The organism is Cupriavidus sp. GW823-FHT07B10, from assembly GCF_058794355.1.
This window is the reverse complement of sequence record NZ_JBXAGS010000001.1, coordinates 858,696-885,278: the sequence shown is the minus strand read 5'-3', so window position 1 is coordinate 885,278 and position 26,583 is coordinate 858,696. Positions and strand designations below refer to the sequence as shown.

The 26,583-nt window shown below is 66.6% G+C and carries 26 protein-coding genes; 10 read left to right on the top strand and 16 right to left on the bottom strand.

From position 1 onward, the window contains the following. Positions 1-116: 116 nt before the first annotated feature. Complete coding sequence (locus AC1Q6V_RS04165; RefSeq protein ID WP_037023915.1) at positions 117-896, top strand: glycosyltransferase family 2 protein; 780 nt, start codon at positions 117-119, stop codon at positions 894-896. A gap of 36 nt (positions 897-932) precedes the next feature. Beyond that, positions 933-2,006, top strand: a complete 1,074-nt coding sequence (locus AC1Q6V_RS04160) for a glycosyltransferase family 4 protein (protein ID WP_010812920.1) — start codon at positions 933-935, stop codon at positions 2,004-2,006. Between the two features lie 19 nt (positions 2,007-2,025). Here AC1Q6V_RS04160 and dnaE read toward each other — a convergent pair whose 3' ends face one another. Next, on the bottom strand, positions 2,026-5,538 hold the full coding sequence (dnaE, locus tag AC1Q6V_RS04155; RefSeq protein WP_041687221.1) for a DNA polymerase III subunit alpha: 3,513 nt from the start codon (positions 5,536-5,538) through the stop codon (positions 2,026-2,028). A gap of 207 nt (positions 5,539-5,745) precedes the next feature. On the opposite strand from dnaE, the gene AC1Q6V_RS04150 reads away from it, so the two are divergent. Beyond that, positions 5,746-6,594, top strand: coding sequence for a sulfurtransferase (locus AC1Q6V_RS04150; RefSeq protein ID WP_010812922.1), 849 nt, complete (start codon positions 5,746-5,748; stop codon positions 6,592-6,594). 12 nt (positions 6,595-6,606) lie between these two features. Here the strand turns inward: AC1Q6V_RS04150 and AC1Q6V_RS04145 are convergent, their stop codons facing one another. The 5 genes from AC1Q6V_RS04145 to rpsP form a co-directional block, all read right to left on the bottom strand. Continuing rightward, on the bottom strand, positions 6,607-7,287 hold the full coding sequence (locus AC1Q6V_RS04145; RefSeq protein WP_454750228.1) for a CoA pyrophosphatase: 681 nt from the start codon (positions 7,285-7,287) through the stop codon (positions 6,607-6,609). A 153-nt stretch (positions 7,288-7,440) separates the two neighbouring features. Next, on the bottom strand, positions 7,441-7,833 hold the full coding sequence (gene rplS / locus AC1Q6V_RS04140; RefSeq protein ID WP_010812924.1) for a 50S ribosomal protein L19: 393 nt from the start codon (positions 7,831-7,833) through the stop codon (positions 7,441-7,443). 74 nt (positions 7,834-7,907) lie between these two features. Further along, positions 7,908-8,690 (bottom strand): tRNA (guanosine(37)-N1)-methyltransferase TrmD, encoded by a 783-nt coding sequence (trmD, locus tag AC1Q6V_RS04135; protein ID WP_011614780.1) that lies wholly within the window; start codon positions 8,688-8,690, stop codon positions 7,908-7,910. 42 nt (positions 8,691-8,732) lie between these two features. Further along, positions 8,733-9,356 (bottom strand): ribosome maturation factor RimM, encoded by a 624-nt coding sequence (gene rimM / locus AC1Q6V_RS04130; protein ID WP_051398514.1) that lies wholly within the window; start codon positions 9,354-9,356, stop codon positions 8,733-8,735. Between the two features lie 111 nt (positions 9,357-9,467). Further along, positions 9,468-9,722, bottom strand: coding sequence for a 30S ribosomal protein S16 (gene rpsP, locus AC1Q6V_RS04125; protein ID WP_010812927.1), 255 nt, complete (start codon positions 9,720-9,722; stop codon positions 9,468-9,470). 152 nt (positions 9,723-9,874) lie between these two features. Between rpsP and AC1Q6V_RS04120 the strand changes: the two genes are divergently transcribed. The 5 genes from AC1Q6V_RS04120 (at position 9,875) to AC1Q6V_RS04100 (ending at position 13,570) form a co-directional block, all read left to right on the top strand. Then, positions 9,875-11,002, top strand: a complete 1,128-nt coding sequence (locus tag AC1Q6V_RS04120) for a PQQ-dependent sugar dehydrogenase (protein WP_010812928.1) — start codon at positions 9,875-9,877, stop codon at positions 11,000-11,002. A 153-nt stretch (positions 11,003-11,155) separates the two neighbouring features. Continuing rightward, positions 11,156-11,557 carry a hypothetical protein gene (locus AC1Q6V_RS04115; protein ID WP_010812929.1) on the top strand — a complete coding sequence of 134 codons (402 nt, stop codon included), beginning with the start codon at positions 11,156-11,158 and terminating at the stop codon, positions 11,555-11,557. Positions 11,558-11,855: 298 nt separating this feature from the next. Beyond that, positions 11,856-12,011: a hypothetical protein gene (locus AC1Q6V_RS04110; protein WP_010812930.1), complete on the top strand. Its 156-nt coding sequence runs from the start codon at positions 11,856-11,858 to the stop codon at positions 12,009-12,011. Between the two features lie 136 nt (positions 12,012-12,147). Continuing rightward, positions 12,148-12,639, top strand: coding sequence for a TM2 domain-containing protein (locus AC1Q6V_RS04105; RefSeq protein ID WP_011614779.1), 492 nt, complete (start codon positions 12,148-12,150; stop codon positions 12,637-12,639). 22 nt (positions 12,640-12,661) lie between these two features. After that, complete coding sequence (locus tag AC1Q6V_RS04100) at positions 12,662-13,570, top strand: LysR family transcriptional regulator (protein ID WP_454750227.1); 909 nt, start codon at positions 12,662-12,664, stop codon at positions 13,568-13,570. A 296-nt stretch (positions 13,571-13,866) separates the two neighbouring features. On the opposite strand, the gene AC1Q6V_RS04095 is transcribed toward AC1Q6V_RS04100, so the two are convergent. Together AC1Q6V_RS04095 and AC1Q6V_RS04090 are read right to left on the bottom strand one after the other, a co-directional pair. Continuing rightward, positions 13,867-15,087 carry a PA0069 family radical SAM protein gene (locus AC1Q6V_RS04095; RefSeq protein WP_454750232.1) on the bottom strand — a complete coding sequence of 407 codons (1,221 nt, stop codon included), beginning with the start codon at positions 15,085-15,087 and terminating at the stop codon, positions 13,867-13,869. A gap of 11 nt (positions 15,088-15,098) precedes the next feature. Continuing rightward, positions 15,099-15,602 carry an Lrp/AsnC ligand binding domain-containing protein gene (locus tag AC1Q6V_RS04090; RefSeq protein ID WP_010812934.1) on the bottom strand — a complete coding sequence of 168 codons (504 nt, stop codon included), beginning with the start codon at positions 15,600-15,602 and terminating at the stop codon, positions 15,099-15,101. A 108-nt stretch (positions 15,603-15,710) separates the two neighbouring features. Between AC1Q6V_RS04090 and AC1Q6V_RS04085 the strand changes: the two genes are divergently transcribed. Beyond that, on the top strand, positions 15,711-17,015 hold the full coding sequence (locus AC1Q6V_RS04085; RefSeq protein WP_010812935.1) for a D-amino acid dehydrogenase: 1,305 nt from the start codon (positions 15,711-15,713) through the stop codon (positions 17,013-17,015). Positions 17,016-17,090: 75 nt separating this feature from the next. On the opposite strand, the gene AC1Q6V_RS04080 is transcribed toward AC1Q6V_RS04085, so the two are convergent. The 8 genes from AC1Q6V_RS04080 to AC1Q6V_RS04045 form a co-directional block, all read right to left on the bottom strand. Beyond that, on the bottom strand, positions 17,091-18,875 hold the full coding sequence (locus tag AC1Q6V_RS04080) for an acyl-CoA dehydrogenase (protein ID WP_454750226.1): 1,785 nt from the start codon (positions 18,873-18,875) through the stop codon (positions 17,091-17,093). Positions 18,876-18,973: 98 nt separating this feature from the next. Beyond that, complete coding sequence (locus AC1Q6V_RS04075; RefSeq protein WP_010812937.1) at positions 18,974-19,909, bottom strand: electron transfer flavoprotein subunit alpha/FixB family protein; 936 nt, start codon at positions 19,907-19,909, stop codon at positions 18,974-18,976. A gap of 18 nt (positions 19,910-19,927) precedes the next feature. Further along, positions 19,928-20,677, bottom strand: coding sequence for an electron transfer flavoprotein subunit beta/FixA family protein (locus tag AC1Q6V_RS04070; protein ID WP_010812938.1), 750 nt, complete (start codon positions 20,675-20,677; stop codon positions 19,928-19,930). Positions 20,678-20,895: 218 nt separating this feature from the next. After that, the gene (locus tag AC1Q6V_RS04065; protein WP_011614706.1) at positions 20,896-21,693 is read right to left on the bottom strand and encodes a MetQ/NlpA family ABC transporter substrate-binding protein; all 798 of its coding nucleotides are present in this window, start codon (positions 21,691-21,693) and stop codon (positions 20,896-20,898) included. A 46-nt stretch (positions 21,694-21,739) separates the two neighbouring features. Next, positions 21,740-22,393: a methionine ABC transporter permease gene (locus AC1Q6V_RS04060; protein WP_011614705.1), complete on the bottom strand. Its 654-nt coding sequence runs from the start codon at positions 22,391-22,393 to the stop codon at positions 21,740-21,742. Continuing rightward, complete coding sequence (locus AC1Q6V_RS04055; RefSeq protein WP_010812941.1) at positions 22,383-23,417, bottom strand: methionine ABC transporter ATP-binding protein; 1,035 nt, start codon at positions 23,415-23,417, stop codon at positions 22,383-22,385. The genes AC1Q6V_RS04060 and AC1Q6V_RS04055 overlap by 11 nt, the downstream gene beginning before the upstream one ends. 165 nt (positions 23,418-23,582) lie before the next feature. Further along, a complete protein-coding gene (locus tag AC1Q6V_RS04050) occupies positions 23,583-24,386 on the bottom strand; it encodes an enoyl-CoA hydratase (protein WP_454750225.1) in 804 nt (267 codons plus the stop codon). Between the two features lie 12 nt (positions 24,387-24,398). Continuing rightward, positions 24,399-25,322 carry a histone deacetylase family protein gene (locus AC1Q6V_RS04045; RefSeq protein WP_010812943.1) on the bottom strand — a complete coding sequence of 308 codons (924 nt, stop codon included), beginning with the start codon at positions 25,320-25,322 and terminating at the stop codon, positions 24,399-24,401. A 149-nt stretch (positions 25,323-25,471) separates the two neighbouring features. Here AC1Q6V_RS04045 and mltB point away from each other — a divergent pair, with 149 nt between their 5' ends. Then, positions 25,472-26,578 (top strand): lytic murein transglycosylase B, encoded by a 1,107-nt coding sequence (gene mltB, locus AC1Q6V_RS04040; RefSeq protein WP_454750224.1) that lies wholly within the window; start codon positions 25,472-25,474, stop codon positions 26,576-26,578. Positions 26,579-26,583 lie beyond the last annotated feature (5 nt).

The following is a 26,583-nucleotide window of genomic DNA, read 5'->3' as shown; positions in this document are numbered from 1 at the left end:
GGAGGGCGCCATGCGCCAGTGCGGTAGAATACGCGGTCTCGATCCAGCGCCTGGCGCCGTGGGCGACTCCGGCGGCCCGTCGGTCTTGTCCGACCTGCGTGCCTCCCCTATGTTCCATGAGAGTCTCGGCCGTCATCATTACCAGGAATGAAGCTCACAATATCGGGCCATGCCTCGAAAGCGTGTCCTGGTGCGAAGAGGCGATTATAGTGGATTGGGCCAGCACGGATGACACTGTGGCGATTGCGCGTGCCGCCGGCGCCACCGTCATCCAGACCGACGACTGGCCTGGCTTCGGCCCGCAGAAGAACCGCGCGGTTGACGCCGCCACGGGCGACTGGATCCTGAGTCTCGACGCCGACGAACGTGTCACGCCCGCCCTGCGCGACGAGATCCTGGGCCATCTGAAGCGGTCCGACGCCCACGCGCTTGCGCTGCCGCGCCTGTCAGCGTTCTGCGGCACCTTCGTGCGCCACGCCGGCTGGTACCCGGACTATGTGACCCGCGTCTTCCGCAAGGGCCGCGGCCGCTTCACGGATGACCTGGTCCACGAACACCTGAAAGTGGACGACCCGGTCACCCATCTGCGCGAGCCGCTGATCCATTACAGCTACCGCACATTGTCGGACGTGCTGCGCAAGATCGACAGCTACTCCAGCGCAGGCGCGCAGCAGGCCTACGCGCGGGGCAAGCGTAGTTCGGTGGCGTCCGCCGCGGGCCACGGCCTGTGGGCCTTCATCCGGACCTACCTGCTCAAGCGCGGCTTCCTGGACGGCAGCGCAGGCTTCGGCGTGGCGCTGATGAATGCGCAGGCAAGCTACTACAAGTACGCCAAGCTGGCGCAGTTGCAGGCCGACACCGATCTCAAGGCAGCAGCCCCTGAGGTCACCCGTTGAGGCGCCGGCCGCCCCTCCCCTTTATTCCATGCATCGATGAAAGTTGGCATCTCCTGCAATCGCTTCGGCGCTGGCGGCGGCCTGGAACGCTATGCGCTCGACATCAGCCGGGCCATGGCAGGCCGCGCCGGCACCGAGGTGTCGGTCTACGCGCGCCGCTTCGACGCCGGCGTGGCAGAGTCGGCCGGCATTGTCCCGCACCGGATCGTGGTGTCGTGGCTGCCCGGCAAGCTGCGCGACCGCTACTTCTCGTGGCGGCTGCAAGCGCGCCGTCCCGCGGACGAAGTGCTGATCGGCTGCAACCGCGTGCGCGGCTCCGATATCGCCATCTGCGGCGGCACCCATCGCGGCTATCTCGGCGCGCGCGGCACGACAGCGCGCCGCTCCGACCAGTGGCAGATCGACCTGGAGAGTGCGCAGTATGCTGGCGCGCACCGCGTGGTGGCACATTCGGCGCTGATGCGCCGCGAGGTGATCGAGCTGTACGGGATGCCGCCGGACCGCGTGGAACTGATCTACCCGCCGGTCGACACGCAGCGCTTCACGCCGGTCGACGCCGACGCGCGCGCCGCGTTGCGCCGTGAGTTCGGTTTCGGTGACGATGAGGTCGTATTCCTGTTCCCGTCTTCGGGCCATGCCCGCAAGGGTTTCGACCTGCTTGCCGACTATTTCTCCAAATCGGACCTGCCGATCACGCTTGCCGTGGCCGGCCGTCCGGTCGGGCGCACCATCCCGCGGGTACGGGAACTGGGCTACAGCAGCCGCATCGACGCGCTCTACCGCGCCGCGGACTTCACCATCCTGGCGTCGGGCTATGAACCGTTCGGACTGGTCGGCGTGGAATCGGTGCTGTGCGGCACACCGCTGGTCTTTGCCGACAATATTGCCTGCCTGGAGGTGATCCGGCCGCAGGCGGTGCATGCCTTCGCACGCGATCGCGCCGAGACGCTCGAGCGCGCGATTCACGCCGCGGTCGACGCGGCACGCAGCGGCCAGGGCCGGCTGGCGAATCCGATGGCGATGCTCAACTACGATCCGGGCATCGAGGCCCACGTCGACGCGCTGCTAGCACTGGCGGCCAGCGCGCGCGCCGCCCGGCAGGCGGCCTGAGACCGCCGCTGCCGTCGGCTTATTCGTAGAGGGTACTGACGCTGTCCGGCGACAGTGCCAGCCGCAACGCGGTCAGCGCCTCGTCGGAGGGCACCACCTTCCAGTCCGCTCCGAGCATGGCCTCGCACGAAGCCGCCCCCGACTGGTAGTGGATGCGCACCGGCAAACCCTGTCCACCGCTGGCGCGGGCCAGGTGCGGCATCAGCAGTTCGCGCAGCATCCCGGTCGAGGAATTGCCATTCATCGACAACCGCACGGCGCTGGCAAACTTGACGCGTGCGGCCACCAGGTCCATCACCGATTCCGCCGTAAACCTCACCCCACCGGTAAACGTATCGTGCCGCGCGTTCCCCGTGGCGATCAGCAGCTCGTCCTCGCGGAACATGTGCCGGTTGGCGTCGAACAGCTCGTTGAACACCGTCATCTCGACCAGCCCGGTGCCGTCGTCGAGCGTGACGATCACCATCTTGCCGCGCTGGGTCATCTGCGTGCGGACGCCGCTGATCACGCCGGCGATGGTCTTGCCGCGCACGTCGCGGCCGAAACCGCCGCCGTTGCCCTGCACTTCCTTTTCCAGCGCGGCCAGCGTGCCCTTGTTGAAGCGGCGCACCTCGTCGCGGTAGGCATCGAACAGGTGGCCTGAGAAGTAGTAGCCGAGCGCCTGCTTCTCTTCCTGCAGCGTGCGCTTGGGACTCCAGCGCGGCTCGTCGAGCAGCTCGGGGCGGTGCGCATCGCCGGCATCGCCCATCAGGTCGAACAGCGACACCTGGTTGGCGGACTCGGCCTTCTGCTCGGCGGCCTCCATCGCGATCGGCACCGAGGCCAGCAGCTGGGCGCGGTTGTCGTTCAGGCTGTCGAAGGCGCCGGCGCGGATCAGCGCCTCGATGGTGCGGCGATTGACCTGGCGGCGGTCGACGCGTTCGCAGAAGTCGAACAGATCGGTGAACGGGCGCTCCTCGCGTGCGCGCAGGATATCTTCGATCGCGCCCTGGCCGCTGCCCTTGATGCCGCCAAGGCCGTAGCGGATGGTCTTGGGGTCGGTCGGCGCGAAGCGGTATTCGCTGGCGTTGACGTCCGGCGGCAGCACCGCGAGCTTGTTGAGCTTGCAGTCCTCGTAGAGGATCTTGACCTTGTCGGTGTCGTCCATGGCGAGCGACATGTTGGCTGCCATGAATTCGGCCGGATGGTGGGCCTTGAGCCAGGCGGTGTAGTACGCCAGCAGCGCATACGCGGCCGCGTGCGACTTGTTGAAGCCGTAGCCCGCGAACTTCTCCATCAGGTCGAAGATATCGTCGGCCTGCTGCGCGGAGAGGCCGTTCTTGTCGGCGCCTTCGCGGAACATGACGCGATGCTGGGCCATCTCCTCGGGCTTCTTCTTGCCCATGGCGCGGCGCAGCAGGTCGGCGCCGCCGAGCGAGTAGCCGCCGATGATCTGCGCCATCTGCATCACCTGCTCCTGGTAGACCATGATGCCGTAGGTCTCTTTCAGGACGGGTTCGACGCGCGGATCCGGGTACTCCACCTTCTCGCGGCCGTGCTTGCGCGCGCAGAAGCTGGGGATCAGGTCCATCGGGCCAGGGCGGTACAGTGCCACCAGCGCGATGATGTCCTCGAAGCGGTCAGGCTTGGCGTCCTTCAGCATGCCCTGCATGCCGCGGCTTTCCAGCTGGAACACGGCGACCGTGTTGGCGGTCTTGAGGATATCGAAGGCGGGACCGTCGTCGAGCGGGATATGGCTGCAGTTCCAGTCAGCCTTGCTGGGGTCGAGACGGCGGATATAGCGCTCGGCCCAGTCCAGGATGGTCAGCGTGGTCAGGCCCAAAAAGTCGAACTTGACCAGGCCGGCGGCCTCGACGTCGTCCTTGTCGTACTGGCTGACCACGCCGCTCATGCCGTCGTTCTGCGCGCCCTGCGTGTACAGCGGGCAGAAGTCGGTCAGCCGGCCGGGCGCGATCAGCACGCCGCCGGCATGCATGCCGACGTTGCGGGTCATGCCTTCGACGCGCTGTGCCAGCTCCAGCAGCTGGCGCACTTCTTCCTCGTTGCTCTCGCGCTCGGTCAGCAGCGGCTCTTCCTTCTTGGCTTCCTCGATGGTGACCAGCTTGCCCGGCTTGAACGGGATCAGCTTGGCGATGCCGTCGACAAAGCCGTAGCCGAGATCGAGCACCCGGCCCACGTCGCGCACCGCGGCCTTTGCCGCCATGGTGCCGAAGGTGGCGATCTGCGATACCGCGTCCTTGCCGTACTTCTCTTTCACGTACGTGATCACGCGATCGCGGCCGTGCTGGCAGAAGTCGATGTCGAAGTCGGGCATCGAGACCCGTTCCGGGTTCAGGAAACGCTCGAACAGCAGCGCGTACTTGAGCGGATCCAGGTCGGTAATGCCGAGCGCATACGCGACCAGCGAACCGGCGCCCGAACCGCGGCCCGGTCCCACCGGCACGCCGTTGTTCTTGGCCCAGTTGATAAAGTCCGCCACGATCAGGAAGTAGCCGGGGAAGCCCATCTTGATGATGGTGCCGGTCTCGAATTCCAGCCGTGCGTAGTATTCCGGGCGCTTGGATTCGCGCACCGCCTCGTCGGGGAACAGCACCGCCAGGCGCTTCTCCAGCCCGTCCTTGGCCATGTAGACCAGGTAGTCGTCCAGCGACATGCCGTCGGGCGTCGGGAACAGCGGCAGGCGCGGCTTGCCCAGTTCCAGCGTCAGGTTGCAGCGGCGCGCGATCTCGACCGCGTTCTCCAGTGCCGAGGGGATGTCGGCGAATAGCGCGCACATCTCGTCCTGGGTCTTGAAGTACTGGTCGGTGGTAAAGCGCCGCGTGCGGCGCGGATTGGCCAGCAGCTCGCCCTCGGCGATGCACACGCGCGCCTCGTGCGCGGTGTAGTCGTCCGGCGTCATGAACTGCACCGGATGCGTGGCCACCACCGGCAGTTGCAGTTCCGCCGCCAGTTGCACGGCCTGCTGCACGTAGGCATCGGTGCCGGCATTGCCGGCGCGCTGCAGTTCGATGTAGAAGCGCTGCGCGAATACCGTGGACCAATGCTGTGCCGCGCGGCGCGCACCGTCGGCATTGCCGTTGGCCAGCGCCATGCCGATATCGCCACCCATTGCGCCCGACAGGGCGATCAGGCCGGTCGCGAGCGGCAGGTCGTCTTCGCCGGGTTCCAGGAACCAGGCCGGATCGATCTCGGCGCGGCCGCGGTGCTGGTTGCCCAGCCACGCGCGCGACAACAGCATGCACAGGTTCAGGTAGCCGCGGCGGTCCTGCACCAGCAGCAGCAGGCGCGACGGCTTGTCGCGGTCTTCGGCGTTGGTGAGCCAGACGTCGGCACCGACCACCGGCTTCACGCCCTTGCCGCGCGCCTCCTTGTAGTAACGGATCAGCCCGAAGGCGTTGGCGAGATCCGTCAGGGCGAGCGCGCCCATGCCGTCGGCGGCAGCGGCCTTGACGGCGTCTTCCAGGCGGACGATGCCGTCCACGATGGAGTATTCGGAATGCAGGCGGAGGTGTACGAAGCGGGGTGCGGACATGGGCGACATTGTACCGGCTCGGGCCGCTGGCATGCCTCCGATATTGCGTGCGGGCGGCCTGGCGCGAGGGCCCGGCATAGCTGATCGGAGTGCTTGGGAATGCGCGGCGGCGGCGCCCGCACGCGTTATAATTTCACCTTTCCAATCAGGCAGTTATCGCAAGCCGTCGGCGCCCTTCGGGACGCGGCCGCGCAGGCGCAGTCTCCCATGCAGATCGTCAATATTTCCGCTTACAAATTCGTCTCGCTGGACGACATCGAGACCCTGCGCCCGGCCATGCGCGAGCGCTGCGAAGCGGCCGGCCTGAAGGGCACGATCCTGCTCGCGCCCGAAGGCATCAATATGTTCCTGGCCGGGCCGCGCGCAGCCATCGACGGTTTCATGGACTGGCTGCACGCCGATGCGCGCTTTGCCGATATCGCGCCCAAGGAAAGCCTGTCGGAAAACCAGCCCTTCAAGCGCATGCTGGTGCGCGCCAAGAAGGAAATCATCACCATGAAGATGCCGCTGATCCGCCCCGAGGAAGGCCGCGCGCCGTCAGTGCGTCCGGCCGAACTGAAGCGCTGGCTGGACCAGGGGCACGACGACGAAGGCCGCCCGGTGGTGATGCTGGACACGCGCAATGATTTCGAAGTCGCGGTTGGCACGTTCGAAGACGCCGTGGAATATGACATCGCCAAGTTCAGCGAATTTCCCGAGGCGGTGGCGGCCCACAAGGCGGAGCTGGAAGGCAAGACGGTGGTGTCGTTCTGCACCGGCGGCATCCGCTGCGAGAAGGCGGCGATCCATATGCAGGAAGTCGGCGTCGAGCGCGTGTACCAGCTCGAGGGCGGCATCCTGAAGTACTTCGAGGAAGTCGGCGGCAGCCATTATCGCGGCGACTGCTTCGTCTTTGACTACCGCACCGCGCTGAACCCCAACCTGGAGCCGGCCGGCCCCAAGCAGTGCTTTGCCTGCCGCGCGGTGGTCACGCCGCAGGAGCAGCAAAGCCCGCACTACGTGGTCGGCAAGAGCTGCCCCCACTGCATCGGCAGCAAGGACCAGGCCGCAGCGTAAGAAGCCGGCGGCTCAGGCGGCCAGCAGGTGGTAAAGATTGCGCAGCATGCCCGCGGTGGCGCCCCAGATAAAGCGGTGGCCGCCAGTCTCGCGCGGATAGGGCATGGCGTAGAACACCCGCTCGCCGTCGACCCAGCGGAACAGCCGCCGTTCGTGGTGGGATGGGTCCATCAGAAACGCGAGCGGCACCTCGAAGACATCGGCAACCTCCGAGGCATCCGGGCGCAGCGTGAAACCGTCGCGCACCAGCCCTACCACGGGGCTCACGTGGAAACCGGTGCCGGTAATGTAGTCCGGCAGCGCACCCAGCACTTCGACATAGTCGCGCGCCAGCCCCACCTCTTCTTCCGTCTCGCGCAGCGCGGTGTCGATACGGTTGGCATCCCATGACTCCTGCCGCCCGCCCGGGAAGCTGATCTGCCCGGCATGCGCGCTCAGGTTGGCATTGCGCTGCGTCAGCAGCACCGTCAGGCCGTCATGGCGCTCCACCAGCGGCACCAGCACGGCGGCGTCGCGCAGTCCGCGGCTGCGGTCATAGACGCGCGATTCATCGGTCAGCTCCGGCGCCCAGGCCGGCGGCACCCGGAAGCGGTGCCGGATAAAGTCCACCTCAAGCCGCGGCGCGCTCAGGGCGCCGTTGCGCAGGTCGGTGTCGATGACGGGGAGGGATTCGGGATCGAAAGCAGGACGCATAACATCGCAAGTATGACAGAAGCGCGCATTCTGGCGCTGCAGCAAAAAGCGCCTGCCGCTTCCATCGTTGCGCCGCGCCAATGCAAAAAGGGCACCCTGGGGTGCCCTTCCTGAGGAAACGCTGGCCGGGCTGCCCCGGCCGGCATGCCCAGCTTACTGCGCAGCCTTGGCAGCGACAGCAGCCTTCGACACCAGCTTTTCCTTGATACGTGCGGACTTGCCCGAACGCTGGCGCAGGTAGTACAGCTTCGCGCGACGCACGTCGCCGCGACGCTTCACTTCGATGGCAGCGATCAGCGGCGAGTACAGCTGGAACGTACGTTCCACGCCTTCACCCGACGAGATCTTGCGCACGATGAAGGACGAATTCAGGCCGCGGTTGCGCTTGGCAATCACGACGCCTTCGTAGGCCTGCACGCGCTTGCGGTTACCTTCCACCACGTTCACGCTGACAACCACGGTGTCGCCAGGCGCGAATGCGGGGATGGTCTTGTTCGCGGTCAGACGCGCGATCTCTTCCTTCTCGATCTGCTCGATGATGTTCATCGTTTTTCTCCGTAGCCATCGTGCCGGCGTTGTATGCCCCAGGCATTGCCCGGGCCCCGGCAGAGGATGGGGTTTTACCTGGCGGGGGTCTCCCCCCGCCCTTCCTTCGCCGCCCATTCCGACAAGAACTTCTCGTCGGCCCGGGTCAGCAAACCTTGTTTGCGAGCGGCCTCGATCAGATCGGGACGCTTGCTCGCGGTATTGGCCAGCGCCTGCTGGCGCCGCCATTTCTCGATCTCGGCGTGATGGCCCCCGAGCAGGATCTCGGGCACCCGCACGCCTTCATATTCTTCCGGCCGCGTGTAGTGCGGACAATCCAGCAGGCCGTTGACAAAGCTGTCCTGCACGGCCGACTGCGCATCGCCCAGCACGCCCGGCAGATGCCGCACCACGGCGTCGATCAGCGCCATCGCCGGCAGTTCGCCGCCCGACAGCACAAAGTCGCCGAGGCTGATTTCCTCGTCCACGCGGCGGTCGATCAGCCGCTGGTCGATGGCCTCATACCGGCCGCACAGCAAGACCAGGCCCGGCCGTTCGGCCAGTTCCATCACCTTGGCATGCGACAGCGTCTTGCCCTGCGGCGACATCAGCACCACATGCGGCTCTGGCACGCCGGCCTGCGCCTGAGCCGCCACCGCGGCATCGATCGCGTCATCCAGCGGCTTGGCCAGCATCACCATGCCGGGGCCGCCGCCGTAAGGACGATCGTCGATGGTGCGGTAGTTGTCGACCGTGAAATCCCGCGGATTCCAGGTACGCAAGCCATAGCGCTGCTGCTTTGCCGCCCGGCTGGTGATACCCCAGTCGGTCAGCGCGCGAAACATGTCGGGAAACAGCGTGATCACATCGAACTGCATCCGCTCTCTCCCTTCCGAACCCCGCACCGCGAAGGCACGGGTTCAGTAATCGAGCCCCCAGTCGACCACGATGCGCTTGCCCGCGGTATCGACCGAGCGCAGGAACGCATCGACAAACGGGATCAGCCGTTCACCGGCCTTGCCGTCAGGGAGCACGCAGGCCACCTGCAGGATCTGGTGGGCACCGTTGTCGATCAGCCCGGACACCTCGCCCAGCAACTCGCCTTGCTCGTTGCTGACGGTGCAGCCGATCAGGTCGACCCAGTAGAACTCATCTTCTTCCGGCGCGGGAAAATCCGCACGCCGGATCCACACGCGACGGCCCTTGAGCGCTTCCGCAAGATTGCGGTCGGCCACGCCGGACGCTTGCGCCACGACGGTGCCGCTGTGCTCGCGCGACTGCGCGATCTTCACGCAGACGGGCTGGGCACGCGACGCATCGGCCGCCACCAGCCCCGCCTGCGGCGGTGCCAGCAGCCACCAGCGGCGGGCATGCAGCAGGGCCGAAGCATCATCGGCATGCGGCAAGACCTTGATCCAGCCGCGGATGCCGTAGGCAGCGCCAATATAGCCGACCTCCACCAGGTCTTCCGGCAGGGGGTCGGCATACAGGAGCGCCGCGGGCAGTTTGCAAGCCTTTTGCGGCTCGCCCTGGGGCTGAACCAGCGGTCGGTTCAGCGGCCGGGCGGCGCCCTGCTTTCGTTCAGTCACGTGTGCAATAAGAACGCGCCCGGCCGGCCGCAAAAACGGCTCGACGGGGCGCGCTGCAGGCGACTATCAGGCAGCAGCCTTGGCGGCGCCTTGCTTGACCAGGCGGGCAACGGTCGGCGACAGCTGAGCGCCAACACCTTGCCAGTAGGCCAGGCGGTCTTGCGCCAGGCGCAGGCCTTCTTCACCTTCCGTAGCCAGCGGGTTGTAGAAACCAACGCGCTCAATGAAACGACCATCGCGACGGTTGCGCGAGTCGGTGGCGACGATGTTGAAGAACGGGCGCTTCTTGCTGCCGCCGCGAGCCAGACGGATAACGACCATGGAATGATTCCTCAGAAAACGGGGTGTTCGAGGACGTTCGAACACGAAACGCAAGAGTATAGCCCAATTACCGAGGCCAAACAAACACTTAGGTGATTGACGCGCGCCTGCCGTGCAGGCATCGTGGCAAAAACCGCGACAGGAGGCCCGACATGCGCCCCGTTCTGCACTTCATGGCCCGCACCTTACGGCCTGCTTCCCTGCTCGCCATTGTACTGCTGGCAGGCACCGGGTCCGCGCCGGCCGCCCTGCCGCTGGACCAGGTCCGGCTGCCGCCTGGTTTCCGCATCGAGGTGCTGACGCAGGACGTGCCGGGTGCACGCGCCATGGCGATGTCGCCGTCGGGCACGCTCTTCGTCGGCTCGCGCAGCGAAGGCAAGGTCTACGCGGTGACCGACGCGCTGGGGGCCCGGCCGCGCGTGCGCACGGTCGCCACCGGGCTGCGCATGCCGGTCGGCGTGGCGTTGCACGACGGCAGCCTGTACGCATCCTCGGTGTCGAAGATCGTGCGGATCGACCATATCGAGGCCAGCCTCGACCAGCCGCCGGCACCAGCGGTGGTGAGCGACCGCTTCCCGACGGACGGGCATCACGGCTGGAAATTCATCGCCTTCGGCCCCGACGGCTACCTCTACGTGCCGGTCGGCGCGCCATGCAATATCTGCGCGCCGGACGAGAACCGCTACGCCAACATCATGAAGATGAAGCCCGACGGCAGCGACCTGCAGGTGGTGGCACGCGGCGTGCGTAACACCGTCGGCTTCGACTGGCACCCGGCCACGCGCGAGCTGTGGTTCACCGACAACGGGCGCGACCGCATGGGCGACGACGTTCCCGACGACGAGCTCAACCGCGCCACCGCTGCCGGCCAGCATTTCGGCTACCCTTACTGCCATGCCGGCACGGTTGCCGATCCCGAATACGGCAGCCAGCGCCCCTGCGCCGAGTTCGTGCCACCGGTGGCCCGCCTGGGTGCGCACGTCGCGGCCCTGGGCATGCGCTTCTACACCGGCACGCAATTCCCGGCGGCCTACCGCCACAACGTCTTCATTGCCGAGCACGGCAGCTGGGACCGCAGCGAGCCGTCCGGCTACCGCGTGGTCCGCGTGGCGCTGGACGATGCCGGCAAGGCGGTGCGCCAGGAGGTGTTCGCGCAGGGCTGGCTGCGCGGCGGCAGGCCGTGGGGCCGCCCGGTCGATGTCCTGGTTGCGCCGGACGGTTCGCTGCTGGTCAGCGACGACCTTGCCGGGGCCATTTACCGCATCCGCTACCGACCCTGAATCCCGCTGAAAACCCCACGGAACGGGGGTCTTGGTGGCCGAAACAATCCGTTACACCGGTAACGGGATTGGCATAGGCGCCCCGATGGCCCATGCGTACCATGAACCCATCTTCCAACAGCAACACAGTGCGTCAGGAACCTGGGAATCCGCATGCTCACCCGCTCTCTCCTGCGCGACCTGGTGGCTGGCATCCTGGTGGCCTCGGGCCTGGTCGGCGCGGTTGCCACCAGCCATGCCCAGGTCGCGTTCTGGCAACAAGTACGGCCCGATAGCCGGTCCGCACGGATGCAGCCGCAGCCCCGCGACGGCTGGCAGATGGCCAGCGTGCGCGCCGAGAGCCGCGAGCACGTGCAAGCCCAGATCGACCGCATGGAAGCACGTGCCCGTGCCGACGACCGCCTGAGCGGGCGCCGCGCCGCGCTGGCTGGTGCCCGCGACGACAACCGCGGCCGCGGCCAGGAACGCGACAATCCCAATGAAGCCCGCAACGACTCCCGGCCAGGCAACGTCGGCCCCGGCTGGCAGGCACGTGGCCGCGACAATGGCCGATAACGGTCGCTGCTGACGGCTGTCGGCGCAACCCCGCCTATTGCCGCACGGCCCAACGGTCTTTCGGCTGGTCGCGGAACTCCTTCCCCGCTCTCCCTGTCTCTATTTAAGTGTGTGCCCCGCTTTCCGGGTGCCACGCACAGGCTGCCGCCCGGCGCTGTCCGGGGCTCACAGCGTGCCGTCCAGTGCAGACGGCAATCGAACTGACCTGCCTCTGCCCGACACCTCCTGCCGGACCCGATCAAGACGGCACGGGCGCAGCCTCCAGAAAGACAATAACAATAATTCTGTGAGGTTTATCATGCCATCCCTTCTTAGCGACCTGGCCGAACATGCCGGCCAGTTATCGCTGTCGATCCTGTTCATGGGCATCCTGACCCTGGTCCTCTACGGCGAAACACATATCAGCGAGCACGCGGTGGCCTTCCTGGACGGCCTGCAGTCAGGCTGGCATTAGCGCCGTCCTGCGCGTCTTCTGACGCACTTCCCTTTCTTGCGCTGACTGCCGGCGTACAATGTGGGCCGGCCGGTACCCATGTGCCGCCGTTCCTGTGCCGGTGCATTGCCGGCCCGCAACCGCCGGAAATCCGACCATGCCTGCAGCCACGCCAGCCCGCCATTCCTCGACGCTCGCCTCGCCGCCCGCCCGCGGCAAATCGAAGCTGCTGACGGTGGCGCTGGCGTTCCTGTGCGGCAGCCTGGGCGCGCATCGCTTCTACCTGGGCGGCCTGCGCGATCCGTATGGCTGGGTGCACCTGCTGGCGCTGCTGGCAGGCGCGATCGGCGTGGCCTCGATGGCGACCGGCGCGGGCAGCCCGGCGCTGAACTGGACCTTCGCCGTCGCCGGCGGAGCCTCTGTCATCAGCGCCTTCCTGGCGGCCATCGTCTACGGGCTGCGCCCGGACGACAAATGGGACGCGCGCTTCAACCAACTCGGCAAGCCTACACGCTCCGGCTGGCCGGTAGTGATCCTGGTGATCCTGTCGCTGCTGATCGGCACCGGCCTGCTGATGGCCGGGCTGGCAATCAGTTTCCAGACCTTCTTCGAATCGCAGGTCGAGGCCGCCCGCGCGTTGTCGCAATAGCTGCCGCGGCGACATTGGCGCCGTGCATTTCGACCTGCTCGACATTGCCGTCTTCGTCCGCGCCGCGGCGCTGGGCAATCTGTCGGCCGCCGCGCGCGACCTGGGCTTGTCCACCTCCAGCGCCAGCGCCCGCCTGGGCCGGCTGGAACAGTCGCTGGGCAGCCGCCTGCTGCATCGCACCACCCGGCGGCTGGCACTCACCGCCGACGGCGAGCGCTTCCTGCCACATGTGGAGCAGTTGCTTGCCACCGCGGCTCTTGCCAGCGCATCGGTCGGCACCAGCGCCGAGCGCCCGCGCGGGCAGTTGCGCGTGACCGCGCCGGCGTCCTTCGGGCGCCAGCATGTCTCGCCGGCGCTGCCCGAATTCCTTGCCGCCTACCCCGATATCGCGCTTGACCTGCGCCTGACCGACCAGGTGATCGGACTGGTCGATGCCAGCATCGACGTGGCGCTGCGCATGGGCGTGCTGCCGGATTCCACGCTGGTGGCACGCGCGCTCGCACCCAGCCACCGCGTGATCTGCGCCTCACCCGCCTACCTGCAGCGCCACGGCGTGCCGCGCCACCCGGACGACCTGCGCCAGCACAACTGCCTGGTGCTGGCCGACCAGTCGGCGTGGCGCTTCAATACGCCGCTGGGCGAGACCGTGGTGCACGTGCGCGGCAACCTGCGCGTGGATAACGGCGAAGTGCTGCGTGATGCGGTGGTGGCCGGCGTCGGCATCTCGCTCAAGTCGACCTGGGATGTGGGCCCGCTGTTGCGCAGCGGCGCGCTCGTGACAGTACTGGACGAATACCCGGTGGTGCCGGCAGTGTCGATCTGGGCAGTGTTTCCCAGCCGGCACCTGGTACCGCCCAAGACACGCGCCTTCGTGGATTTCTTCGCCGAGCGCTTCGGCAACCCGCCCTATTGGGACCGGCCCGATACCTAGAGCGCACTGCGCGCTTGCGCACGATCAAGGCCGGCGCAAACGGCGGCTCTCCTTTCCGCCAATTCGCCCATACTGTTAGAGCCGACCGATTCCGGCGGCGTCACGCGCGGCGGGGCCACACCCTGGCGCAAAGGAGCAAGCATCGACATGCCAACCTATGAGGAAGGACGCCTGGCGGCGATCGCTGTCAGGCTGGCGCTGTCCTCGGGACTGCCGCCATCGAGCGCGAAGGCCGCGCTGGAACTCGCCAGCAGCATGATCGGCGACCAGCAGGCCACCGAACGCGCCCGGAAGACTCAGAACAGCGAACCCTGCGGATCGTCCTTGCCGCGGGGCCCCCTGACTGGCGGGCGGAAACGCGACGTATCCAGCTCGAACCGGTTGTAACGAAACCCTAGCCGTTCGGCGGCCTTGTAGAAACGCTGGCGCAGCAAGTCCGCCCACACGCCCGTACCGCGCATGCGCGAGGCAAAGCTGGCATCGTAGGATTTGCCCTCGCGCATGTCGCGCACGCGGTTCATCACCCGTTCCGCGCGCTCGGGAAAATGCGCCAGCAGCCATTCCTCGAACAGCGGCCGCACTTCCCAGGGCAGCCGCAGCACGATGTAGTTTGCATAGACGGCGCCCGCTTCGTGCGCCGCTTCCAATACACGCTCCAGGTCGGGTTCGGTGATGAACGGGATCACCGGGGCGATGCTCACACCCACCGGGATGCCGGCGTCGGTCAGCGTGCGGATGGTGCGCAGCCGGCGTGACGGCGTGGCCGCGCGCGGCTCCAGCGTGCGCGCGATGCCAGCATCCAGCGTGGTGATGGTGACCGCCGCCACCGCCAGCCGCTTCGCCGCCATCGGCGCGAGCAGGTCGATATCGCGCTCGATCAGAGACGACTTGGTAATCAGCGCCACCGGGTGGTCGCACTCGTTCAGCACCTCCAGCACGCCGCGCGTGATGCGCTGTTCGCGCTCGATCGGCTGGTAGGCGTCGGTGTTGACGCCCAGCGCGATGGTCTCGCAGCGGTAAGACGGCCGTGCCAGCGCCTCGCGCAACCGCTCGGCGGCGTTGGCTTTGGCATAAAGCTGCGTTTCAAAGTCCAGCCCTGGCGACAAGTCCAGGTAGGCGTGCGTCGGCCGGGCGAAGCAGTAGATGCAGCCGTGCTCGCAACCGCGGTAGGGGTTGAGCGAGACATCGAACGGGATGTCGGGCGATGCATTGCGCGTCAGGACCGAACGGGCGCGCTCGATATGGACTTCCGTGCGCAGCGGCGGCAGCGGGGCTGCCTCCGGCGACGGTGCGGCTTCGGTGGTACGCGGCGCCTCTTCTGGTGCACTGCTCCAGCCATCGTCGAACGCTTCACGCAGGTCGCGCTCGAAACGCCCCTGCAGGTTGCTCACGGCGCCTCGGCCCTTGCGCGCCACGGGCGGCCGCGGGCCTGCCTGCGGCGCGAGTGCGTCGGGGTCGGCATCGGGCCGCGTCGGGCGGCTGCCGACAGGCTTGGGTTTCGGCGGGGGGCGCTCCATGCTGGCCTTGGTCACACTGCCTGGCTCTTCTCCTCGACGGAAATCGCCAGCGTCTCCTTGATCTCTTCCATCACCACATAGCTCTTCGACTGCGCTGCGCCGGGCAGCTGCAGCAGGATGTCGCCCAGCAGCCGGCGGTATTCACCGATCTCGCGGATGCGCGCCTTGATCAGGTAGTCGAAATCGCCCGATACCAGGTGACATTCCAGCACTTCCGGGATACGCAACACCTCGCGCCGGAACTGCTCGAACATATTGCCCGACTTGTTGCCCAGCGAGATCTCGACGAACACCAGCAGCGCGCTGCCCAGCAGCGCCGGGTTCAGCCGTGCGTAGTAGCCCATGATGACACCATCGCGCTCCAGGCGCTTGACGCGCTCGATGCAGGGCGTGATGGTCAGCCCGACCGCCTCGGCCAGGTCCTTCATCGACATCCGGCCGTCGCTCTGCAGCGCCGTCAGGATCTTGCGGTCGAGCCGGTCGAGGGTGCGCATGGGCTGGCGACTCGTTCTCATGAGTTTTTCCTGTTTTCCTGAGAAATTCGATAACAATGACTGGGTTGGTTTCAATAGTATAGAGATAAATCCTTTATCAACTTGTCACCGCAGTTGGAGCCCCCGGACATGCGCGTTCTCGTACTAGGCAGCGGCGTTATTGGCGTCACCAGTGCGTGGTATCTGGCCAAGGCCGGTCACGAAGTGACCGTCGTCGACCGCGAGGCCGGGCCCGCGCTCGGCACCAGCTTTGCCAACGCGGGGCAGATCTCGCCCGGCTATGCGTCGCCGTGGGCGGCGCCGGGCGTACCGCTGAAGGCGATCAAGTGGATGTTCCAGCAACATGCCCCGCTCAGCATCCGTCCGGACGGCACGCTGTTCCAGCTGCAATGGATGTGGCAGATGCTGCAGAACTGCAGCGCCGAACGCTACGCCGTCAACAAGGAGCGCATGGTACGGCTGGCCGAATACAGCCGCGACTGCATCCGCGCGCTGCGCGCGGAGACGGGCATCGCTTATGAAGGCCGCCAGCAAGGCACGCTGCAGGTGTTCCGCACCGACGAGCAGCTGCAAGGCGCGGCCAAGGACATCGCCGTGCTGGAAGAAGCCGGCGTGCCTTACCAGTTGCTTTCGCGCGAGGAACTCGCCGCGAGCGAACCGGCGCTGGCCGCCGTCCGCCACAAGCTGGCCGGCGGCCTGCGCCTCCCCAACGATGAAACCGGCGACTGCGCGCTGTTTACGCAACGGCTCGCGGGCATGGCCGAGCTGCTGGGCGTGAAATTCCTGTACAACCGCTCGATCGACAGACTGATGACCCAGGGCGATGCCGTCACCGGCGCCGTGGTCGACGGCCAGCCGATGGATGCCGACCTGGTGGTGGTGGCGCTGGGCAGCTGGTCGACGCAGCTGGTCAAGCCGTTCCTGCGTGGCATGTCCAACCTGCCCGTGTATCCGCTCAAGGGCTTCTCGATCACGGTGCCGCTGAGCGATCCGTCGCGCAGCCCGGAGTCCACCGTGCTGGACGAAACCTACAAGGTTGCCATCACCCGCTTCGACGACCGCATCCGGGTGGGCGGCATGGCGCAGATCGTCGGCTATGACCGCAGCCTGGATCCGGCCAAGCGCCGCACGCTCGAACACGTGGTCACCGACCTGTTCCCGGGCGCCGGCGATGTCAGCCAGGCCACCTTCTGGACCGGCCTGCGCCCGATGACGCCGGACGGTACGCCGATCGTCGGCCCGACCCAGGTGCGCGGCCTGTGGCTGAACACGGGCCACGGCACGCTCGGCTGGACCATGGCCTGCGGCTCGGGCAAGCTGCTCTCGGACCTGGTCTCTGGCACGTCGCCGGCGATCCGCGCCGACGACCTGTCGGTGGGCCGCTACCTGAAGCCGGCGCGCCATCACCTGGCGCCCAGGCCGGCCACTGCCTGAAGCAGGCTGCCTCGATAAGCAAAAAGGGCGGCCCCGCGGGGCCGCCCTTTTTCTTTCCGGCGACTGTCAGGCCACTCAGAACTGCTCGGCCGTCATCGCATTCACCGGTGCCGCACCACTGACGATGGCATCGCGCAAAGCCGACGCCTGCGACAGGATGTGCTCCGCAAAGAAATGCGCGGTGGCGATCTTGGCGTCATAAAAGCCCGGATCCTCGGCCCGCTTCGCATCGGCGGCCAGCATCGCACGGCCGAACTGCCAGCCAGAGAACACGATGCCGCACAGCTTCAGGTAAGGCACGCTGCCGGCAAAGACGGCGTTCGGGTCGGACTTGGCATTGGCCACGACAAACGCCACCACGTCTTCCAGCGCCGCGCGACCCTTGGCCAGTTGCGCCTGTACCGCGGTGAACCCGGCGCAGCTGTGATTGCCCAGCGCAGCCTCGGTCTCGGCGATCTGCGCGCAGATCGCACGCGCCACGGCGCCGCCGTCGCGCACGGTCTTGCGGCCGATCAGGTCGTTGGCCTGGATTGCCGTGGTGCCTTCGTAGATCGGCAGGATGCGCGCGTCGCGGTAGTGCTGCGCCGCACCGGTCTCCTCGATAAAGCCCATGCCGCCGTGCACCTGCACACCCAGGCTGGTGACGTCGATCGACAGCTCGGTGCTCCAGCCTTTCACCACCGGCACCAGGAACTCGTAGAAGGCCTGGTTCTGCTGGCGCACCGCTTCGTCGGGATGCTGGTGCGCCGCGTCGCTGGCGGCCGCGGCCACGTAGGCCACGGCGCGCGCGCCTTCGGTCAGCGCGCGCATGGTCATCAGCATGCGCTTGACGTCAGGGTGGTGGATGATGGTCACCGCCTCGCGCGCCGAACCATCGACCGGGCGGCTCTGCACGCGCTCGCGCGCAAAGGCCACCGCCTGCTGGTAGGCGCGTTCGGATACGGCGATGCCCTGCATGCCGACCGAGAAGCGTGCCGAGTTCATCATGATGAACATGTACTCGAGGCCACGGTTCTCTTCGCCGACCAGCGTGCCGATGGCGCCGCCATGGTCGCCGAACTGCAGCACGGCCGTGGGGCTCGCCTTGATGCCCAGCTTGTGCTCGATCGAGACGCAATGCACGTCGTTGCGCTCACCGGTGCTGCCGTCGGCGTTGACCATGAACTTCGGCACGATGAACAGCGAGATGCCCTTGACGCCCTCGGGCGCGGTGGGCGTGCGGGCCAGCACGAGATGGACGATGTTCTTCGCCATGTCGTGCTCGCCGTAGGTGATGAAGATCTTGGTGCCGTACACCTTGTAGGTGCCGTCGCCCTGCGGCTCGGCACGGGTGCGCACTGCGGCCAGGTCCGAGCCGGCCTGCGGCTCGGTCAGGTTCATGGTGCCGGTCCACTCGCCCGAGATCAGCTTGGGCAGGAAGGTGGCCTTCTGCTCATCCGTGCCGGCCGTCAGCAGCGCTTCGATGGCACCATCGGTCAGCAGCGGGCACAGCGCGAACGACAGGTTCGCGGTGTTCAGCATCTCGTTGCAGGCGGTGGCGACCAGCTTGGGCAGGCCCTGGCCGCCAAACTCCTGCGGATGCAGCACGCCCTGCCAGCCGCCCTCGCCGAACTGGCGGAAGGCCTCCTTAAACCCGGGCGTGGTGGTGACCACGCCGTCCTTCCAGCTGCTCGGGTCCAGGTCGCCGGCGCGGTTCAGCGGCGCGACGACCTGCTCGTTGAACTTGGCGGCCTCGTCCAGCACTGCCTCGGCCGTTTCCGGCGTGGCTTCCTCGAAGCCCGGCAGTTTGCTCACGGCCTCTAGCCCGGCCAGCTCGTTCATGACGAACAGCATGTCCTTGATCGGCGCACGGTAAGTCATCGATGTCTCCCAACATGTATGAAAAAGCCGTTCGCGGGTCACCCCCGGAACGGCTCGTACTTGCTACCAGTGCCGGCCGCCTGGCGGCCGGCAAGGCATCAGCCCAGTGCTGCCACCAGCTCCGGCACCACGGTGTTCAGGTCGCCTACCAGGCCGTAGTCGGCCACGGAGAAGATCGGGGCTTCGGCATCCTTGTTGATCGCAACGATCACCTTGGAGTCCTTCATGCCGGCCAGGTGTTGGATCGCGCCGGAGATACCGACGGCGATATACAGCTGCGGCGCGACGATCTTGCCGGTCTGGCCGACCTGGTAGTCGTTCGGCACGAAGCCGGCGTCCACGGCGGCGCGCGAGGCACCCAGCGCGGCGCCCAGCTTGTCGGCCAGCGGCGTCAGCACCTTGGTGTAGTTCTCGCCCGAACCCACGCCACGGCCACCCGAGACGATGATCTTGGCGGCGGTCAGTTCCGGACGGTCGCTCTTGGCCACTTCGCGCGAAACAAACTGCGAAACGCCTGCATCGGCCACGGCCGGCAGGGTCTCGACGGCAGCCGAGCCACCTTCGGCGGCGGCGGCGTCAAAGGCGGTGCCACGCACGGTGATGACCTTGATCTTGTCTTCCGACTTGACCGTGGCGATGGCGTTGCCGGCGTAGATCGGGCGCTCGAACGTGTCCGGGGCGTCGACCTTGGAGATTTCCGAGATCTGGGCCACGTCCAGCTTGGCAGCCACGCGCGGCAGGATGTTCTTGCCGTACGGGGTGGCCGGAGCCAGGATATGCGAGTAGTCGTTGGCGATGGCCAGCGCCTGCTCGGCCACGTTCTCGGCCAGGCCGTCACCGAAGTACGGGGCGTCGGCCAGCAGGACCTTGGTCACGCCGGCGATCTTGGCGGCCGCATCGGCCGCGGCCTTGGCGTTGGCACCAGCCACCAGCACGTGCACGTCGCCGCCGCACTGGGCAGCGGCAGTCACGGTGTTCAGCGTGGCGGCCTTGATGGATTGATTGTCGTGTTCAGCAATGACGAGTGCAGTCATGTTATTTCTCCCCCGCGCTCAGATAACCTTGGCTTCGTTCTTCAGCTTCTGCACCAGCGTCGCAACGTCCGGCACCATCACACCCGCGCTGCGCTTGGCAGGCTCGACCACCTTCAGGGTCGACAGGCGCGGCTTGACGTCGACGCCGAGGTCTTCCGGCTTGACGATATCGAGCTGCTTCTTCTTGGCCTTCATGATGTTCGGCAGCGTCACGTAGCGCGGCTCGTTCAGGCGCAGGTCGGTCGTCACCACGGCCGGCAGCTTGAGCGACAGCGTTTCCAGGCCGCCATCGACTTCACGCGTCACCGAGGCCTTGCCGTCGGCAACCACCACCTTGGAGGCGAACGTGGCTTGCGGCAGGCCAGCCAGCGCGGCCACCATCTGGCCGGTCTGGTTGGAGTCGTCGTCGATGGCCTGCTTGCCCAGGATCACCAGTTGCGGCTGTTCCTTGTCGATCAGCGCCTTCAGCAGCTTGGCCACGGCCAGCGGTTGCAGGTCTTCGTTCGATTCCACCAGGATGCCGCGGTCGGCACCGATGGCCATCGCGGTGCGCAGGGTTTCCTGGCACTGCGTGACACCGCACGAGACGGCGATCACTTCGGTGACAACACCGGCTTCCTTCAGGCGCACGGCCTCTTCCACGGCGATTTCGTCGAAGGGGTTCATGCTCATCTTCACGTTGGCCAGATCGACGCCGCTGCCGTCCGCCTTGACGCGGACCTTGACGTTGTAATCCACCACCCGCTTGACTGCGACGAGTACTTTCATGCGCTCACTCCACTGATAGCTGATAGTCAGAAATTTTGTTCGCTCGTTATTATAACCACCGGGTTGGCGGCTCTCCTGTTTTTCGAACGATCGTACTATTTTATCGGCAAAATGATGCCGGGCATAGCCCGGCAGATCCCAGCCGTCCGACGATTGTGCCGCAAACCGGGGCTTGCGGGCATCGTCTGATTGGATGAAACCCTCAAAGTGACGTCGGATTACCAGGCGGTAATGACCGAGTCCTTGAAGGTCGATGTGACGTATTGCTTGATTTCCGGCGAGTGATAAGCCTTCACCAGCTTGGCCACCCAGGGCTTGCTCTTGTCAGCCTCGCGGATCGCGATCAGGTTGGCGTACGGACCCTTCGGGCCTTCGATGGCGATGGCATCCTTGACGGGCGACAGGCCGGCCGATTCCGCGTAGTTGCCGTTGATGGCGGCGGCATCCAGGTCATCCAGCGAGCGCGGCAGCTGCGCGGCGTCCAGCTCGACGATGCGGATCTTCTTCGGGTTCTCGACGATGTCCAGCGGCGTGGCCTTCAGGCCGGCGTTAGGCTTGAGCTTGATCACGCCCTTGCTCTGCAGCAGCAACAGGCCGCGCCCGCCGTTGGTGGGATCGTTGGGCACGCCCACGCGCGCACCCTGCTTGAGCTGGTCGAGCGACTTGATCTTCTTCGAGTACACGCCCATCGGGAACGTCACCGTATAGGCGATATGCGTGAACTTGTAGCCGCGGTCCTTGATCTGGGCTTCCAGGTACGGCAGGTGCTGGTAGCTGTTGGCGTCCAGGTCGCCGGCGGCCAGCGCGGCGTTGGGCTGGATGTAGTCGCTGAACTCGACCACGTGGATGTTCAGGCCGTCCTTGGCGGCGACCTTCTTCACCTGTTCCATGATCTGGGCGTGCGGGCCGCCGGTCACGCCGATCTTGATCGGCTTTTCCTGGGCGACGGCGCCCGTTGCCAGCGTTGCGCCGATCGCGGCGCCGAGAATCCATTGCAGCAGGTTGCGACGTTGCATGATATGCGTTCCTGTTTCAGAAAATAATTGACTTGGCGTTGACGGATTAGCGGTGGCTGATACGGCGGACAAGCCAGTCGCCGAAGCTCTGCACGGCCTGCACGAACACGATCAGGATCACCACCACCGCCACCATGACCTCGGTGATATAGCGCTGGTAGCCGTAGCGGATGCCCAGGTCGCCCAGACCGCCGCCGCCGATCGCGCCGGCCATGGCCGAATAGCCGACCAGGCTGACAAAGGTGATGGTCAGGCCGGCGACGATGCCGGGCATGGCCTCGGGCAGCAGCACCTTCCACACGATCTGGCGGGTGGTGGCGCCCATCGACTGAGCGGCCTCGACCAGGCCCTTGTCGACCTCGCGCAGCGCGCTTTCCACCAGGCGCGCGATAAACGGGATCGCCGCGATGGTCAGCGGCACGATCGCCGCGGTGGTGCCGATCGACGACCCGACGATAAAGCGCGTGAACGGGATCACCACCACCAGCAGGATGATGAACGGGATCGAGCGCACGGCGTTGACCACCACGCCGATGCCGCGGTTGAACAGCGGGTGCGACAGCACGCCGCCACGGTTGGTCAGGTGCAACAGCACGCCCAGCGGCACGCCCAGCAGCGAGCCGACCACGCCCGAGATCGCCACCATCAGCAGGGTCTCGTTGAACGAGGTCAGGAACAGGTCAAACATTTCAGACCACATGCTCGAACTCCTCCACCACGACGCCTTGCGCCTGCAGGTATTCCATCGCCGCCTTCACGTCGGCCAGTTCGCCCGTGGCCATGATCGCCAGCGAGCCGAAAGCCTGGCCCTGGATCTCGTCGATATGGCCGTGCAGGATATTGAAGTCCAGCCCGTAGCGGCGGATCGCCTGGGCCAGCACCGGCTGGTCCACGCCCTCGCCGGTGAAGGCCAGGCGGTAGACATGGTCGCGCCCGTTGCCGAGCCGGCTCTCCACGCGCTTGAGCACGCTGGCCGGCAGTTCCTGCGAGATGACGTCGCCGATCATGGCGCGGGTGACGTCGTGCTGCGGGCGCAGGAATACGTCGATCACGCGCCCGGTCTCCACCACCTGGCCGGCTTCAAGCACGGCCACGCGGTCGCAGACCTGCTTGATGACTTCCATCTGGTGCGTGATCATCACGATGGTCAGGCCCAGGTCGCGGTTGATCTGCTTGAGCAGTTCCAGGATGGAGCGGGTGGTTTCCGGGTCCAGCGCGGAAGTGGCCTCGTCCGAGAGCAGCACCTTGGGCTTGCTGGCCAGGGCGCGCGCAATGCCCACGCGCTGCTTCTGCCCGCCGCTGATCTGCGCCGGATAGCGGCCCTTCAGCGCCGACAGGCCCACCAGGTCCAGCAGCGGCAGCACCGTCGCGGCAATCTCAGCCTTGGGCTTGCCGGCCAGTTCCAGCGGCAGCGCCACGTTCTCATACACCGTGCGCGACGACAGCAGGTTGAAGTGCTGGAAGATCATGCCGATCTCGCGGCGTGCCAGGCGCAGCGCGCCCGTGTCCAGCGCGGTCAGCTCCTGGCCCGCGACGATCACGCGGCCGCTCGAGGGCCGGTTCAACAGGTTGATGGCGCGTACCAGCGTGCTCTTGCCGGCGCCGCTGCGGCCGATAATGCCGAAGACCTCGCCCGCCGCTATCGACAGGCTGACGTCCCGCAATGCATGCACGTCGCCAGACGCGCCCGGGAAGCGCTGCGACAGTCCTTGCAGTTCGATCATGGAAAGGTGACCAAAAGAAAAACGGCAACAGGCGAGGGATCTCCAGCGCTGTTGCCGCTCGTTATTTTTCTGAAGCGCGTATTTTATGCGATTCGCTTCATACCATAAACGACTTTTTACCGATGTCTTTATACGTTCCCGGCATATAAGGGGCAAAAAAGTCGATCATGAACCACGCCAGGACGGCGAACGCTTGTCAATGAAGGCCTGCACCCCCTCCAGCGCCGACTCGTCCATCATGTTGCAGGCCATGGTCTGGCCGGCCAGCTGGTAGGCGGCCTCGATGCCCATTTCCAGCTGGCGGTAGAACAGACACTTGCCGGCGGCCACCGCGGCGGCCGGCTTGGCGCAGATGCTGGCGGCCAGGCGCGCCACCTCTTCGTCGAGCTGGCCAGCGGGCACCACCCGGTTCACCAGCCCGCGCTCACGGGCGGTTTCGGCGTCGATCATGTCGCCGGTCAGCAGCATCTCCATCGCCTGCTTGCGGTGCAGGTTGCGCGTCAACGCCACCCCGGGCGTCGAGCAGAACAGGCCCAGGTTGACGCCGGACACCGCAAAGCGCGCATCGTCGGCGGCCACCGCAAGGTCGCACATGGCCACCAGCTGGCAGCCCGCCGCCGTGGCAATGCCCTGCACGCGCGCAAGCACCGGCTGCGGCATCTTCTGGATCGCCATCATCATGCGCGTGCAGCGGTCGAACAGGCGCCGGTAGTAGTCGTGCGACGGCGAGGCCCGCATCTCGCGCAGGTCGTGCCCGGCGCAGAAGGCCTTGCCGGCGCCGGCCAGCACCACCACGCGCACGGTATGGTCCGACGCCAGCCGGCCGAGGGCTTCGGTCAGCGCGTCGAGCAGCCCTTCTGACAGTGCATTGAACGCCTGCGGCCGATTCATGGTCAGCCGCACCACGCCCGCGGTGTCGCGCGATTCGGTCAGCAGCGGCGCGTCCACGCGCGCATCGGTCTCGGCCATGGCCATGCTCTCCTATCGTTCCAGCAGCACCTTCAGGTGCGCCAGCACGCTGCGGCCCAGCGCGCTCAGGTTGTAGCCCCCCTCCAGGCAGCTGACGATGCGGCCCTGCGCATGGGCGCGCGCAACGTCCACCAGCTGGCCGGTGATCCAGGCGTAGTCCTGCTCCACCAGGCCCATCTGGCCCAGGTCGTCCTCGCGGTGCGCGTCAAAGCCGGCGGAGATAAACAGCATCTGCGGGCGGAACTCATTGAGCCGCGGCAGCCAGATGGTCTCGACCACTTCGCGCACGGCCATGCCGTTGGTATAGGCCGGCAGCGGTATGTTGACCATATTGGGCGCGAGATGCTCGGTGCCGCTGTACGGATAGAACGGGTGCTGGAAAATGCTGCACATCATCACCTGCTCGTCGCCGCGGAATGCCGCTTCGGTGCCATTGCCGTGGTGCACGTCGAAATCGATGATGGCCACGCGCTCCAGCCCGTGCGCCCGCAGCGCGTGGCGCGCGGCGATGGCGACGTTGTTGTAGAAGCAGAAGCCCATCGCGCGGTCGGGCTCGGCGTGGTGGCCGGGCGGGCGCACGCAGCAGAACGCGTTTTCGAACTCGCCGGCGATCACCGCATCGGTGGCCGCCACCGCCGCGCCCGCGGCCAGCGTGGCGGCGGCAAGCGTGTGCGAGTTCATCGAGGTATCCGGATCGATCGCGTGATAGCCGCTGGCCGGGCTGGCGCGCTCGAGTGAATCGACATAGTCGGGCCGGTGCACGCGCTCAAGCTGCTCGCGCGTGGCGGGCGGGGCTTCGCGGCGCTCCAGCAGCCCGTCCAGGCCGTGCGAAATCAGGTGATCCTCGATCGCCTGAAGGCGTTCCGGGCACTCCGGATGGAAATGCCCCATCTCGTGCCGCTGGAACTCGGGGTGCGTGTAATAGCCTGTCGGCATCTCTTATCGTCGCGATGTTGTCTCCAATCGCTACGTTAGCACACGCCAGCCCAAGCCACCCAGCGGCGCCGGCGCGCCATCTCGTGACGGCTTGCCGGCAGTTGCCGCAGTGGCATCCGCTATACTCGGTGCGACTTGCAAAGGACATCATGACCGACACCCAGCGCTCACTGCGACGCCCCCTGCTGGGCGCCGCGCTTTCCGCTGCCGCACTCGGACTCTGCGGCCTCTCCCCCAGCCTGCTCGCCGCGGGCAAGCGCCGCGTCAGCATGCGCGAGGAAGAGATCGAACCCGGCCGCTACCGCGACAATCCGCAGACCCGCGCATTTATCGACGAGATGGTGGCCCGCCACCGCCTTGACCGTGGCATGCTGCAGGAGTGGTTTGGCCAGGCGGTCTATTCCGCCACCGTGGTGCGTCTGATCATGCCGCCCGCCACCACCGGCCGCAAAAGCTGGCGCACCTACCGCTCGCGCTTTATCGAGCCGATCCGCATCAACGCGGGCGTGCGCTTCTGGCAGGACAACCGCGACACGCTGCGCCGCGCCGAAGCCGAGTTCGGCGTGCCGGCATCGGTCATCGTCGGCATCATCGGCGTGGAAACCATCTATGGCCGCGACATGGGCACCTTCCGCGTGCTCGATTCGCTGTCCACGCTCGCCTTCGACTACCCGGACACGCCCAACCGCGAAGCCCGCACCACGCTGTTCCGCAACCAGCTGGCCGACTACCTGCTGTGGTGCCGCGACACCCGCACTGACGTGTACTCGGTGCTGGGCTCCTTCGCGGGCGCGATCGGCATCCCGCAGTTCATGCCGACCAGCCTGCGCGAATACGCCATCGACTACGACAACAACGGCCGCATCGACCTGCGCAACAGCCCCACCGACGCCATCGGCAGTGTCGCGCGCTTCCTGCAGCTGCACGGCTGGGAGCCGGGCCGCCCGGTGGTGTGGCGCATTGCCGGCGACGCCGGCAGCCTGGGTATCGCCACCGCCGCGGCCGACGGTGAGCCGTGGCCCACGCGCACGCTCAACCAGCTGACCCGCGCCGGCCTGCGCGTGAACGAGCCGATCGACCCCGCGCGCGAAGGCGAGACTGGCGTGCTGGTGGTGGACTTGCCCACCCCCGACCAGCCGACCGAGTACCTGCTCGGCCTGCGCAACTTCTACGTGCTGACGCGCTACAACCGCAGCTTCTTCTATGCGCTGGCGGTGTACCAGCTGGGCGAGGCGGTCAAGGCGGCGATGGGCTGACGCCA